The 13,161-nt window shown below is 70.6% G+C and carries 12 protein-coding genes; 5 read left to right on the forward strand and 7 right to left on the reverse strand.

The genetic code is table 11. The features are described from left to right. From NKG98_RS12950 to NKG98_RS12960, 3 genes are all read left to right on the forward strand, one after another. Entirely contained in the window at positions 1 to 3,549 is a 3,549-nt protein-coding gene (locus NKG98_RS12950; protein ID WP_254766337.1) for a DNA polymerase II large subunit, read from the forward strand. 108 nt (positions 3,550 to 3,657) lie between these two features. Next, positions 3,658 to 3,996 carry a TFIIB-type zinc ribbon-containing protein gene (locus NKG98_RS12955; RefSeq protein WP_254766338.1) on the forward strand — a complete coding sequence of 113 codons (339 nt, stop codon included), beginning with the start codon at positions 3,658 to 3,660 and terminating at the stop codon, positions 3,994 to 3,996. A gap of 251 nt (positions 3,997 to 4,247) precedes the next feature. Continuing rightward, positions 4,248 to 5,147: a ketopantoate reductase family protein gene (locus tag NKG98_RS12960; RefSeq protein WP_254766339.1), complete on the forward strand. Its 900-nt coding sequence runs from the start codon at positions 4,248 to 4,250 to the stop codon at positions 5,145 to 5,147. Here NKG98_RS12960 and NKG98_RS12965 read toward each other — a convergent pair whose 3' ends face one another. Then, on the reverse strand, positions 5,148 to 5,519 hold the full coding sequence (locus NKG98_RS12965) for a NifU family protein (RefSeq protein WP_254766340.1): 372 nt from the start codon (positions 5,517 to 5,519) through the stop codon (positions 5,148 to 5,150). 74 nt (positions 5,520 to 5,593) lie between these two features. Next, positions 5,594 to 5,911 (reverse strand): DUF5783 family protein, encoded by a 318-nt coding sequence (locus tag NKG98_RS12970; RefSeq protein ID WP_254766341.1) that lies wholly within the window; start codon positions 5,909 to 5,911, stop codon positions 5,594 to 5,596. Positions 5,912 to 6,064: 153 nt separating this feature from the next. Here NKG98_RS12970 and NKG98_RS12975 point away from each other — a divergent pair, with 153 nt between their 5' ends. Beyond that, complete coding sequence (locus NKG98_RS12975) at positions 6,065 to 6,454, forward strand: hypothetical protein (RefSeq protein WP_254766342.1); 390 nt, start codon at positions 6,065 to 6,067, stop codon at positions 6,452 to 6,454. Here the strand turns inward: NKG98_RS12975 and NKG98_RS12980 are convergent, their stop codons facing one another. Next, positions 6,455 to 7,699 (reverse strand): MgtC/SapB family protein, encoded by a 1,245-nt coding sequence (locus tag NKG98_RS12980; RefSeq protein ID WP_254766343.1) that lies wholly within the window; start codon positions 7,697 to 7,699, stop codon positions 6,455 to 6,457. A gap of 455 nt (positions 7,700 to 8,154) precedes the next feature. Between NKG98_RS12980 and NKG98_RS12985 the strand changes: the two genes are divergently transcribed. Further along, on the forward strand, positions 8,155 to 8,904 hold the full coding sequence (locus NKG98_RS12985) for a CehA/McbA family metallohydrolase (protein WP_254766344.1): 750 nt from the start codon (positions 8,155 to 8,157) through the stop codon (positions 8,902 to 8,904). Here NKG98_RS12985 and recJ read toward each other — a convergent pair whose 3' ends face one another. The 4 genes from recJ to cobA form a co-directional block, all read right to left on the reverse strand. After that, the gene (gene recJ / locus NKG98_RS12990) at positions 8,905 to 10,374 is read right to left on the reverse strand and encodes a RecJ family nuclease (protein ID WP_254766345.1); all 1,470 of its coding nucleotides are present in this window, start codon (positions 10,372 to 10,374) and stop codon (positions 8,905 to 8,907) included. It lies immediately after the preceding gene. Positions 10,375 to 10,415: 41 nt separating this feature from the next. Next, complete coding sequence (locus NKG98_RS12995) at positions 10,416 to 11,525, reverse strand: CapA family protein (RefSeq protein WP_254769473.1); 1,110 nt, start codon at positions 11,523 to 11,525, stop codon at positions 10,416 to 10,418. A 126-nt stretch (positions 11,526 to 11,651) separates the two neighbouring features. After that, entirely contained in the window at positions 11,652 to 12,389 is a 738-nt protein-coding gene (locus NKG98_RS13000) for a uroporphyrinogen-III synthase (protein WP_254766346.1), read from the reverse strand. Beyond that, positions 12,382 to 13,161, reverse strand: coding sequence for a uroporphyrinogen-III C-methyltransferase (gene cobA, locus NKG98_RS13005; RefSeq protein WP_254766347.1), 780 nt, complete (start codon positions 13,159 to 13,161; stop codon positions 12,382 to 12,384). The genes NKG98_RS13000 and cobA overlap by 8 nt, the downstream gene beginning before the upstream one ends.

Genomic DNA, 13,161 nt, shown 5'->3' on the forward strand with positions numbered 1-13,161 from the left:
ATGCGCGAGGCAGACGAACGCTACTTCCGGCGGCTGGAGCGCCGCCTCGACGAGGCGTTCGACGTCGCCGAGCGCGCGAAAGGACGCGGCGCCGACCCCGAACCCGAAGTCGAGATTCCGGTCGCCCAGGACATGGCCGACCGCGTCGAGAACATCCTCGGCATCGACGGCGTCGCCGAGCGCGTGCGCGAACTCGAAGGGGAGATGTCCCGCGAGGAGGCCGCGCTCGAACTCGCGAAGGACTTCGCCGAGGGGACCGTCGGCGACTACGAGACGAGAGCGGGCAAGGTCGAGGGCGCCGTCCGGACGGCGGTCGCCCTGCTCACGGAGGGGGTCGTCGCCGCCCCCATCGAGGGCATCGACAGGGTCGAGATCCTGGAGAACGGCGACGGCACGGAGTTCGTCAACGTCTACTACGCCGGCCCCATCCGGTCGGCGGGCGGGACCGCACAGGCGCTGTCGGTGCTCGTCGCCGACTACACGCGCGCGCTCGTCGGTCTGGAGCAGTACGACGCCCGCGAGGAGGAGGTAGAACGCTACGCCGAGGAGGTCGCCCTCTACGACAAGGAGACCGGCCTGCAGTACTCCCCGAAGGACGAGGAGACGAAGTTCATCGCGGAACACCTCCCCATCATGCTCGACGGGGAGGCGACCGGCGACGAGGAGGTCTCCGGTTATCGGGACCTCGAACGGGTGGACACCAACTCCGCCCGCGGCGGGATGTGCCTCGTCATGGCCGAAGGGATCGCGCTGAAGGCGCCGAAGATCCAGCGGTACACCTCGCAACTCGACGAGGTCGACTGGCCGTGGCTCCAGGACCTCATCGACGGCACCTACGACGACGCGGCCGAGGACGACGGCGACGAGGGAGGTGAGGGGGCCGACGACGGCGACGGGACGGCTGACGACGCCGACAGCGGCGCTGACGGCCCCGCGTCCGACGACCCCGGCGGGCCGCCCCGCGTCGAACCCGCCACGAAGTACCTCCGGGACCTGATCGCCGGCCGGCCGGTCTTCTCTCACCCCTGTGCGAAGGGCGGCTTTCGCCTGCGATACGGCCGCGCGCGCAACCACGGCTTCGCGACCGCGGGCGTCCACCCCGCGGCGATGCACCTGCTCGACGACTTCCTCGCCACCGGCACCCAGATCAAGACCGAACGGCCGGGCAAGGCGGCGGGGGTCGTCCCCGTCGACACCATCGAGGGGCCGACCGTCCGACTCGCGAACGGCGACGTCCGCCGGATCGACGACGTCGACGAGGCCCTCGAAGTGCGAAACGGCGTCGAGAAGATCCTCGACGCGGGCGAGTACCTCGTCAACTACGGCGAGTTCGTCGAGAACAACCACCCGCTCGCGCCCGCCTCCTACGTCTACGAGTGGTGGGTTCAGGACCTCGAAGCGGCCGGCGCCGACGTCCAGGCGCTGCGGGACGATCCGGGCGTCGACCTCGAACACCCGACGGCCGAGCGCGCCGTCGAGTGGGCGACCGCGTACGACGCGCCGCTGCACCCCGACTACACCTACCAGTGGCACGACCTCCCGGTCGAGTCCTTCCGTGACCTCGCCGACGCGGTCGCGGACGGCCGGATCGAGGACGGGACGCTCGTGCTGGAGTGGCGCGAGGCGACCCGGGACGCCCTCGAAGCGGTCGTCGTCGAGCACCGCCAGCGCGAGGGCGACCGGATCGAGGTCGACGACCCGATGCCGTTCGTCCGCACGCTGGGGCTGACCGAGGACCTCGAACGCACGTGGAGCGACGACGACCTCTCGGAGCGGGCACGAACGTGGGGCGTCGAGCGCGAGGGGGACAACGCCGTCGAGGCCGTAAACGAGGTCGCCCCCTTCACCGTCCGCGAGCGGGCGCCCACCCGGATCGGCAACCGGATGGGTCGCCCCGAGAAGTCCGAGCGACGGGACCTCAGCCCGCCGGTCCACACCCTGTTCCCGATCGGCGAGGCCGGCGGCGCCCAGCGCGACGTCGCCGCGGCCGGCAAACACGCCGAGACGATGTCCGACACGCCCGGCGTCGTCGAGGTGCAGGTCGGCCGCCAGCGCTGTCCGAGTTGCGGGACGGAGACGTTCGAGAACCGCTGTCCGGACTGTGGCGAGCGGACGACGCCCGACTACCGCTGTCCCGACTGCGACCGCCGCGTCGAACCCGACGAGGCCGGCCGCGTCGAGTGCGACCGCTGTGAGGTCGAGGCCACCTGCGTCGAGACTCGCGAGGTCGACGTCCACGAGGTCTACCGCGACGCCCTGGAGTCCGTCGGCGAGCGCGAGAACGCCTTCGAGATACTCAAGGGCGTCAAGGGGCTCACCTCGACGGACAAGATCCCCGAGCCGATGGAGAAGGGGATCCTCCGGGCGAAACACGACGTGAGCGCGTTCAAGGACGGCACCGTCCGCTACGACATGACCGACCTCCCCGTGACCGCCGTCCGCGCGAGCGAACTCGACGTCACGGTCGGCCAACTGCAGGCGCTGGGATACGAGGAGGACATTCACGGCGAACCCCTGACCCACGGGGACCAACTGGTCGAACTCAAAGTCCAGGACGTCGTCCTCTCGGACGGCGCGGCCGAGCACATGCTGCAGACCGCGAACTTCATCGACGACCTCCTCGAGAACTACTACGGCCTCGACCCGTTCTACGAGTTCGAGGAGCGCGACGACCTCGTCGGCGAACTCGTCTTCGGGATGGCGCCGCACACGTCGGCCGCAACTGTCGGGAGAGTGATCGGATTTACGAGCGCAGCGGTCGGATACGCTCATCCGTTCTTCCACGCCGCAAAACGGCGGAATTGCGACGGTGACGAGGATTGCGTGATGCTTCTCATGGACGGGCTATTGAATTTTAGCATCAAATACTTGCCAGATAAGCGGGGCGGATCGATGGACGCGCCTCTGGTCATGTCCTCGCGCATCGACCCCTCCGAGATCGACGACGAGGCCCACAACATGGACGTCGTCTCGCGGTATCCCCGCGAGTTCTACGAGGCCACGCTGGAGGAGGCCGATCCCGGCGCGGTCGAGATCGAGATCGCCGAGGACACCCTCGGCACCGACCGCGAGTACACCGGCTTCGCGCACACCCACGACACGACCGACGTCGCGATGGGGCCGGACCTCTCGGCGTACAAGACGCTCGGTTCGATGATGGAGAAGATGGACGCCCAGCTAGAACTCGCGCGGAAACTCGAAGCGGTCGACGAGACCGACGTCGCCGAGCGCGTCATCGAGTACCACTTCCTGCCGGACCTGATCGGCAACCTGCGGGCGTTCTCCCGGCAGGAGACGCGGTGTCTCGACTGCGGCGAGAAGTTCCGCCGGATGCCCCTCACGGAGAACTGCCGGGAGTGTGGCGGCCGGGTGAACCTCACCGTCCACCAGGGATCGGTGAACAAGTACATGCAGACGGCGATCGAGGTCGCCGAGGAGTACGGCTGTCGCGACTACACGAAACAGCGCCTCGAAGTGCTCAGCAAGTCCCTCGAAAGCATTTTCGAGAACGACAAAAACAAGCAGTCCGGGATCGCCGACTTCATGTGACGGTCGTCGGCCGGAAGCCGGCCGGTTCTCGCGTGCCGCGTCGCCGCCGAGTCGCTCTCGCACAATGCGCGCCGGGGCTTTATCGACGTTCGCGGTGGGAAGTCGACCATGGTCGAAACGGGTGAGACTCCGGCCAGAGAGGGGGAGGAGGAGGCCCTAAAGGACGTCCACGAGGTCGACTTCGGACAGCGGGTCTACGACGAGGACGGTAACGAACTGGGACGGGTCCGCGGCTTCGAGCGCAGCGGTTTCTTCGTGACGACCCGCGAGGGCGCGGAGGCGATGAGCGTCGAGCACGCCCGCTCGGGCCACGAGTTCGGCGAGGCGCACCTGATGTGGCGCTGCACCGAGTGCGGCGAGATGGGCGACATCGAGGGGGGCCTTCCCGAGGAGTGTCCCAACTGCGGCACCCGGAAGGAGAACCTGATGTACTGGACCGAGGACTGACCGCTCGCCGCCCGTTCTCGTCGTCTCGCCGATGTCCCACCTCCCCGGCCGGACGGTCGGTCCGTCGCGGACCGACGCGCTCGCCCAGCCGATCGGCTACCACGCCCCCTTTGATATAGCGCATTCTAGTTTATCGCCGATTTCGCGCGGTTCGCCGCCGGACGGACTGACGCGTCGAGACGGTCGTCAGCGGCGGCGAGCGCGCGTCGCGGACGAAAACGGTTTTACCGCCGCTCGCGCCACCGTCTCACATGGAGATCGTCGTCTTCGGCGCGGGGAGCCTCGGGAGCCTCGTCGGCGGCCTCCTCGCGCGCGAACACGACGTCACGCTGGTCGCCCGCGAGGCCCACGCCGCCGCGGTCCGCGAGGACGGACTGCGCCTCGAAGGGGAGGTCGAGGGAGTGGTCCGCCCGTCGGCGACGACCGACGGCCGCGGACTCGACGCCGACCTCGCGGTGGTGACGGTCAAGGCCTTCGACACCGAGGCGGCGGCCCGGGCCCTCGCGACGGGCGCGTTCGACGCCGTCTGCTCGCTGCAAAACGGGATGGGAAACGAGGAGACGCTGGCCGATCACGTCGACGCGCCGGTGCTCGCGGGGACGGCCACGTACGGCGCGGTCCGCCGGGGGCCGGGGGTCGTCGAGTGTACGGGGACCGGCGAGGTCGTCCTCGGGGCCCGGGAGGGCGGCCCCTCGCCGGCCGCCGAGCGCGCGGGAGGTGCGTTCGCCCGCGCCGGCGTCGAGACGGTCGTCAGCGAGGAGATGCCCCGGCGACTGTGGGAGAAACTCGCCGTCAACGCCGGGATCAACCCCGTCACGGCGCTGACGGCGACGGAGAACGGCGCGGTGCGTCGCGAACCGGCGCGGGACCTCTCTCGGGCCGCCGCGCGGGAGACCGCCCGCGTCGCCCGCGCGCACGACGTCGCCCTCTCGAACCGCGAGGCGCTGGCCGCGCTCGCCGAGGTCGCCGCGGCGACGGCGACGAACACGTCCTCGATGCGTCAGGACGTCCTCGCCGGCCGGCGAACCGAGATCGACGCCATCAGCGGCTACGTGGTCGACCGGGCGACGGCCCGTGGGCTCGACGCGCCGACGAACGAGACGCTGGCGGCGCTGATCCGGACGTGGGAGCGGGGACGAGAACTGCGGTAACTAGAAGGGAGCCTGCGGGCCTTCGTCGTCCTCGCCGTCGTCGTCGTCGGTGCTGTGGCCGGGGAACGACGGGCTCATCCCGCCACCGCCGCCACCGCCGCCCATGCCGCCGTCCATGCCGGTGTGGGCGTGGACCTGCTCGATCTCGGGGATCTCCTTGACCATCCGGCTCTTGATCGCCTGGATCGTCATCGGCGAGATGCCACAGCCGCTGCAGGCGCCGCCGAGGGCGATGCTTACCTCGCCGGTCTCGCGGTCGATGTCCTGGATGGCCGCGCTACCGCCGTGCATCTGGATCTGCGGGAAGTTACGCCGCAGGAAGTTGGCGACGCGCTCCTCGAGGTCGTCTCCGTCCTGGCTCTCGGTGCTCATGTACCCGCCTTGGGTACGAGCCTCCCTAAACCTTCCGTCGTGCCCGTTCGGCCGTACTTTGGCTTCGGCTCCGGTCAGGCGAACCCGAAGACGCGCCGAAGTTCGCGTTCGATCTCCTCGATGTAGGTTTCGAGGACGGACTCGAACTTCTCGCGGTCGACGAGCACGCCCTGCAGGCGCTCGTAGGGCTCGTCGGGGAGTTCGATGCGGAACTCGCCGTCGCCCTCGTAGAAGGGTTCGCTCTCGTTGAGGACGAACTGGTCGATGCCGTGGATCAACTCGGAGTCGTAGCGCTCGTTCATCCGGTTGAACGCGTTCTTGTACGCCTGCTGGAGCTCCGGGAAGTAGTTGGCGTACTTGTCCTCGAACTTCTCGGGGTCGAAGTCGGCCATGTCCGCACGGAAGGGCGGACGGGACAAAAGTCGGACGATCGGTCCCCGTGTGGCCGACACGTCGGCTCGCTGACCCGGTACGCACTCCCTACATACGGGGGGTGACCACGCAAGCCGAACGACCACACGTTCGTCCGGCCACTCCCCGCCTGTATGCCATCCGATCAGCACCCCATCCCGCCGGAGGCGCTTCCGCCGGGGTGGGGGCCGGCCGACGCCGGCGAGGAACACCTCGCGTACCGCCGCGTCCGGCCGGCGATCGAACTGATCGCGGCCCGCACCGACGCCGACCGCTCCCACCCGTCGCTCGGTCTCGGGCGGTGCTGGGAGCTTCGCTACCGGCTTCCGCTCGGCGAACTCTCCGTCTCCGAGTCGATCGGGCGCGTCGCCACCCGCCGTGCCGCGATCGACGGCCTCCTCGCGTGCATGAACCGCGTCCACGAGACGGTCGACGATCCGGACGACCCGATCGAGGTTCAGGCCGCCCTCCGGGACGTCTCGCTCAGCGACCTCGTTCCGGGCGACCGGACGTTCGAGTTCTGATCAGAGAAACAGGACGGCCGCCCCGGAGAGCGCGCCCACGGCGATCAACACCAGGTTCCAGAACAGCACCGGCCGGACCAGTTCGCGGGCGATGCCCGCGGCGAAGACAGTCTTGACGAGGATGCTCGCGGCCGTCCCGACGATCACCCCGGCGACGGCCGTGTCGTTCGTGATCTGGCCGGTGCTGACGAGCGTGACGGCCGTCGTCGTGGCGGTCCCGCTCGAAACCAGCCCCGCGAGGAACGTCGTCGCGAGGAAGCCGCTGGCGCCGAAGGCGTCCTCGGCGCCGACCGAGGCGAGCAACACCACGAGAAACAGCGCCCCGAACGTCAACGCGTTACGGAGGCTGAACGGCGACGTGAGGTCGGCCTCGAAGTTCGACCGCCAGTCGCTCTGCCGAATCGCGGCGGCGATGCCCGCGACCGCGATGGCCCCGAGCGGGACGCCGATCACGACGGCCGACTCCGGGACGAACGCGGCCACGATGACCGCGTTGCGCACGGCCATCGCCGCGTTCGCCAGCAGGATCGCGCCCACGGCGAGGCCGAGCAGTTCCGACTGGGTCGTCGCGCGCTTGCCCATCTCGGCGACGACGGCCGTCGAGTTCACCAGCCCCCCGAAGAAGCCGGTGACGGCGATCCCCCGGCCCTGGTACTTCTTGACGAGGACGTAGTTGACGAAGCCGATGGCGCTGACCGCGATGACGAGCGACCAGATGAGTCGCGGCTGGATCGCGCCCCACGGGTCGATCGTCTCGTCGGGGAGGAGGGGGTAGACGACGAACGCGAGGATGACGAACTCGACGGCGCTTCGTACCTCCTCGCGGGAGAGTCCCCACGCGAACTGGTGGAGTTCGCGCTTCAACACCAGCAGCAGCGACGAGAGCACCGCCACCGTCACCGACTCGATGAACAGGCCGTTGGCGACCAGCACGCCGATGCTGTAGGCGACCAGCATCGAGACGGAGGTCGTCAGCGACAGCCCCTCGACGTCCTCCTCGATGAAACTCTGGACCGCGAGCAACACGGCCTGGGCGATGATCAACAGCCCGCCGATCAGCAACAGGGCCTGACTGTCGAGGATCGTGAACACCGCCGCGAGCAGGCTGATCAGCGCGAACGTCCTGATCCCCGCGGACTTCTGGGACCACTCGCGTTCGAGCCCCAGGAACATCCCGAGCAGCGTCGCCAGCACCAGTTTGACGACCTCCGCTTCCACCTGGAGAAGCGACTCGAACTCGGTCATAGCCGGAGTCCGCCCCCGGCGGTCGTCCCGTCGCACCCGGCGAGCGAAACGGTCCCGCGCCCGCCCGGTCGCCGCTCGTCCGTCCACGACCGTTTCCACCACCGTTGTTCCGACGCGCGTACTCTCACGGAAGTCCTCCGGCTACTGGTGTAGCACCGGCCCGGATACTACATCTTTCTATATAGTACTATGTATTGGGGCTCGCCGTCCCCGAGTTCGTCCGCGTGGCTCGTTCGGCCCGGCCGAATCGCGGTCGCGCGGTCTCGCCCCCTCGAACGCCCGTCGACCGGACGAACGGCGTTTCGCCGCCGGTTCTGGAGTCCCGGTCGCCGGCCACCGATAAATGCCATGTTGCGATATCAATTCGCGACTGATCGTCCGCGTCCGCATCGGTACGGAGAACTTATGAGTGCTACTCGGGTAGTTACGATAACGCCGACCTCGAACGGTGGATCATGACCTCCCGGGCATCCTTCGCTATCGACTTTCACGTCCACTCGGACGACTCGTATGACGGCCACGAGCCGATCGAACTCATCCTCGAACACGCCGCCGACATCGGCCTCGACGGGGTCGTGATCACCGACCACGACGAGATCGGCGAGTCGCTGCGAGCGGCCGACCTCGCCCCGGAGTACGGCCTGCTGGGTATCCCGGGCGTCGAGGTCTCGACGCGTCACGGTCACCTGCTCGCGATCGGCGTCGAGGAGCGTCCGGACCCGGGTCAGTCGTTCGAGGAGACCGTCGCCGAGGTCCGCGCCCGCGACGGGCTCGCCATCGTTCCCCACCCGTTCCAGCGCAGCCGTCACGGCGTCCGCAAGCGGCACCTGACCGACGCCGACGCGATCGAGGCGTACAACTCGATGGTCTTCACCGGCTACCGGAACCGCCGCGCGCGCACCTTCGCCCGCCGCCGCGGCTACCCCGAGATCGGCGCCAGCGACGCCCACTACCTCCCGAACGTCGGCCGCGCCTACACCGAGGTGGTCGTCACCGCCGGCGGGGGCGCGAGGAAAGCCGACATCGACGGCGACGACCTCGTCGACGCAATCCTCGACGGCCGCACCCAGATCCGCGGGAAGCGCACGCCGATCCGGCGAAGCGCCGTCCAGTACGGCAAGGCCGCGGTCCGCAAGTCGACGTACCTGCTCACGTCGCGGGCGCCGCTGGTGCCGACGGTGCCGGCGTCGATGAAACGCTCCTGATCAGGACAGTTGCTCGCCGACGAGTTCGTCGGCGCGCGCGACGAACGCCTCCTCCTCGCCTTTCGGGACGGTCGCGCCGGCCGCGACGTCGTGGCCGCCGCCGTCGCCGCCGACCGCCCGCGAGGCCTCGCCCATCACGGCCGAGAGGTCGAGACCCCGGCGGACGAGCGCGTGGGTGCCGCGTGCGGAGACCTTCACCTCCCCGTCCTCCCCGTCGCGCTTCTCCGCGAACGCGACGATCGGCTTCTCCCGGCTGATGCCGCCGTTGCCGAGGGCCATCCCCGCGACGATGCCGACGATCGTCTCCCGGATTCGGTCGCCCGCGTGGAACCACTGGACGTGCTCCTCGTGGGTGACGCCCTCGCTCGTGACGAGGTCGATCCCCGCCGAGAGGTTCCGCCGGTGCTCGCGCAGGAGTTTGCGCGCGCGTTCGAGCGCCTCGGCGCGGTCGCCCAGACAGACCCCGAGGCCGACGTCGGCGCGCTCGTAGCGCGCGGTGGCGTTCAGCAGCGTGGAGAACTCGCTTGCGTCCCGGAGTTCGGTGCCGACCGGCTCCCGGCTCAGGACGTAGGAGGTGCCGACGAGGTCGTCGATCTTGCTCGCGGGGACGCCGCTCGAAACCGCCCGCTGGACGAGCGCGCTCGCGACCCGCCGTTTCTCCTCGCCGGTCAGGTCGGCCCAGCGGCGCCACTCGCCGTCGCGTTTCAACTCGAGGTCGAGACCGTCGAGAAAGCGCAACGCGCCGCCCGCGTCGTTCGAGATGCCGGGGACGTGGACGTCCGTGGCGTACTCGAGCAGTTTCGGGAGCGGCCGGGTCTGTTTCCCGTAGAGCGCGAGGTCGGTCGCGGTTTCGAGGACGCCGGCCGCCTCGCCCTCCTCGACGATGGCCGCGTTCGCGCCGCGCAGTTCGCCGCCGGAGGCCTGCATGTCGCCGACGGCGCCGACGACGGCCAGCGCGGCGAGGTCGCGGTTGTCCGCCCGGGGCGCGTCGGCCGCGGTGCCGCCGTCCGTGGCGGCCCGTCCGTCGGTCACGTCCGCCAGCGCCCGCGCGAGGACGTAACTCGCGCCGGCGCCGGACAGTTCGGAGGCGCCGTCGATGCCGAACAACAGCGGGTTGAGGTGGTACTCGGTGTCGGCGTCGGCGGGCCGGTGGTGGTCCGCGACGACGGGCGTGAACGCGCCCCGTCGCTCGTGGTCGGTTATCTCGTCGAGTTGGCCGCTCCCGAAGTCCGTAAAGAGCACCGTCTCGTAGTCCGTCGCCGCGATCCGCGCGATCGCCTCGGCGTCGAGTTGCTTCTCGAAGACCGCCTCGAACGGGACGCCCGCGCGTTCGAGCGCGCTCGCGGCGATCGCGGCGCTGGTCAGCCCGTCGGCGTCGATGTGGGAGGCGAGCAGGACGCGATCCGCCGCCGCGAGTCGCTTCGCGCACGCGGCCGCTCGCTCCTCGAGTTCGGGAACCGGCCCTGCCATCGGTCGTCACTGGGTCGGCTTGCGTCATAAAGTCGCGGTTGCTAGAGCGGGAGGACGAGCCCGTTCCCGTCCTCGGCGCGCTCGAACGCGTCGGCGGTCCCGAACGGCGCCGAGCGCTCGCGCATCGTCTCGCGCGCCCACGCCGCGGCCTCCGGGCCGGCGGGGCCGACCGCGAGGTCGTCGATCACCACCGGGTGGAGGCGCAGTTCCTCGAGGCCGTCCGCGCCGACGACGAGTTCGAACAGGAAGCTCCGGTCGTTTCGCAGCGTCTCGTCGACGGCGTAGTCGTCGAGCAGGTCGCCCGCGTCGTGGACGATCACGCCGTCGCCGTAGGTCTCGACGCCCTGGAAGACGTGCGCGCTGTGGCCGTGGACGACGGCGACGCCGCGGTCGATCAGCCACCGCGCGAACCGGACGTACCGCTCGTCGGGGTAGGCGACCCAGTTCGGCCCCCAGTGGATCGACGCGACGATCAGGTCGGGGTCGGCCGCGCGGGCGCGGGCGAGCGCCGTCCCGACCCGGTCTAACACCCCGCCGACGGTCGGGTCGGCCTCGGCGTAGGCGATGCCGGGAGCGTCGCGCGTCGCGCCGTACTCGGCGAAGTGGTCGGCGATCGAGAACGCCGCGACCTCGAGGCCGCCGACGCGGACGACCGAGGGGGTGAGAGACTCGTCGAGGGTCTCCCCCGCGCCCGCGGTCGCGACGTCGCTCCCGCCGAGCGCGTCGAGCGTGTCCCGCAGCGCCGTCGGCCCGTAGTCGAGCGCGTGGTTGTTCGCGAGCGCCGCCCACCGAACCCCGGCGCGCTCGAGCGCCGGGACGGCCCACGCCGGGTCCGCCCGGAAGTAGTACGCCCGGTCGGGGAACCGCTCCCCCCGCGTCGAGAGGCAACACTCCAGATTGACGAACAGGCCGTCGAGCGCGTCGAGACGGTCGAGGAGGTCGGTCCACGGTCCTGCGGGCACCACGTCGGCGTACCGCTCGTCGAGGTTCCGCCCGAGCATGACGTCGCCGCCGAAGCCGAGGGCGACGGTCTCGCCCGGATCGAGGTCGGGATCGACCTCGGCGTCGACCCGCGGCGGTTCGGCCGCCGGCGCCGAACAGCCGGCCAGCGTCGCCGAGGCGGTCGTCAGCGCCGCGGTCGCGGCGGTCAGCACGTCCCGTCGGCTCCTCGCGGGGCCGGACGAATCGGCGTCGGGTCGGTCCTCTCGCACGGTTTCACTCGGTCCGTGCCCGCCTCCACGTTGGAGAACGGGAAAACGACTTCGACCGACGGTCGGCTACTCTCGGCGCGTCGCCGCGACCGTCTCGCGGGCCAGCGCCTCGAACGTCGCCTCGCTCGCGACCACGTCGACGTCGATCCCGTGGTCGGCCGCGGTCTCCCGCGTCGGTTCGCCGATGACGCCGACGACGGCCTCGTCGAGGCCGGCGATCGCTTCCTCCCGGACGCCCCGCGCGTCCGCGGCACCGAGGAAGTGTTCGACCGTAAGCGAGGAGGTGAAACAGGCGGCGTCGAGGTCGCCGTCGGCGGCCAGTTCGGCGGACTCGCCGCTCCCCGCGGGGCGGACGAGCCGGTAGAGCACCGTCTCGTGGCTGTAGGCGCCCGCGACGTCGAGACCGTCGAGCAACACCTCGCTGCCGTGGTCGCTGCGGGCGACCTCGACGCGGGCGCCGTCGGCGCCGTCGTCCGCCAGCGCGTCGACGAGGCCGGCGGAGGTGTACTCCGCGGGGACGAGGTCGACCTCGTAGCCCGCCTCGCGGAGGGCGTCGGCCGTGGCGGGGCCGATGGCGCAGACGGCCGCCTCGCCGGGGTCCCAGCCGGCGTCGCCGACGAGTTCGGCCCCGGTCTTGCTCGTCAGCACGACGCGGTCGGCGTCGGTCCGGGGGACCGCCCCGGTCGGTTCGACCGCGAGCATCGGGTCCGGCACCGGCGTCGCGCCCAGCGAGTCGAGCAGGTCGACGGCCTCGTCGATTCTCTCGTCGTCCGGTCGGAAGACGGCGACGGTGGGCTCAGCCATCGTCGACCACCGCCGCGTCGTCGCGTTCGTTCGCCAGCCACTCGACGACCCGCTCGCGGGTCGCCGCCACCTCGCCGATCACCGTCACGGCGGGCGGTTCGATCCCGGCCTCGTCGCGGACGTCGACGATCGTTTTCAGGGTGCCCGTCGCCACCCGCTGGTCGGGCCACGTACCGCGCTCGACCAGCGCGACCGGCGTGTCGGGGGCCATCCCGGCCTCGCGCAGCGCGGTCGCGTAGTCTGGCAGCCGACCGACGCCCATCAGGACGACGATGGTCCCCCCGGTGGCCGCCAGCGCCTCCCAGTCGACGGCCGACTCCTCCTTGGCGGGGTCCTCGTGGCCGGTGACGAACGAGACCGAGGAGGCGTGGTCGCGGTGGGTGACCGGGATGCCGGCGACCGCGGGCGCGGCGACCGCGGAGGTGACCGCCGGGACGACCTCGAACGGCACGCCGTGGGCGGCGAGGTACTCGGCCTCCTCGCCGCCGCGGCCGAAGACGAACGGGTCGCCGCCTTTCAGCCGGACGACGGTCTGGCCCTCGCGGGCGAGTTCGACCAGCCGCTCGTTGATCTCCGCCTGCGAGGTGCGCTCGCCGCCGGCGCGCTTGCCGACGTCCTCGGCCCGGTCGTCGGGCACCAGGTCGATGATCTCCGGACCCGGCAGTTTGTCGTGGAGGACGACGTCGGCCGTCTCGAGCAGGCGCTTCGCCCTCACCGTCAGCAGGTCGGGGTCGCCGGGGCCGCTGCCGACGAGGTAGACCGTGCCCGTCAC

This window comes from Salinilacihabitans rarus (assembly GCF_024296665.1).
Lineage (GTDB): Archaea > Halobacteriota > Halobacteria > Halobacteriales > Natrialbaceae > Salinilacihabitans > Salinilacihabitans rarus.

Coding starts and splice junctions, on each gene's coding strand:
- NKG98_RS12950 (WP_254766337.1), top strand. CDS start 1: ATGCGCGAGGCAGACGAACGCTACTTCCGGCGGCTGGAGCGCCGCCTC.
- NKG98_RS12960 (WP_254766339.1), top strand. CDS start 4,248: ATGGAGATCGTCGTCTTCGGCGCGGGGAGCCTCGGGAGCCTCGTCGGC.
- recJ (WP_254766345.1), bottom strand. CDS start 10,374: ATGGCAGGGCCGGTTCCCGAACTCGAGGAGCGAGCGGCCGCGTGCGCG.
- NKG98_RS12980 (WP_254766343.1), bottom strand. CDS start 7,699: ATGACCGAGTTCGAGTCGCTTCTCCAGGTGGAAGCGGAGGTCGTCAAA.
- NKG98_RS12970 (WP_254766341.1), bottom strand. CDS start 5,911: ATGGCCGACTTCGACCCCGAGAAGTTCGAGGACAAGTACGCCAACTAC.
- NKG98_RS12985 (WP_254766344.1), top strand. CDS start 8,155: ATGACCTCCCGGGCATCCTTCGCTATCGACTTTCACGTCCACTCGGAC.
- NKG98_RS12965 (WP_254766340.1), bottom strand. CDS start 5,519: ATGAGCACCGAGAGCCAGGACGGAGACGACCTCGAGGAGCGCGTCGCC.
- NKG98_RS12955 (WP_254766338.1), top strand. CDS start 3,658: ATGGTCGAAACGGGTGAGACTCCGGCCAGAGAGGGGGAGGAGGAGGCC.
- NKG98_RS12975 (WP_254766342.1), top strand. CDS start 6,065: ATGCCATCCGATCAGCACCCCATCCCGCCGGAGGCGCTTCCGCCGGGG.
- NKG98_RS13000 (WP_254766346.1), bottom strand. CDS start 12,389: ATGGCTGAGCCCACCGTCGCCGTCTTCCGACCGGACGACGAGAGAATC.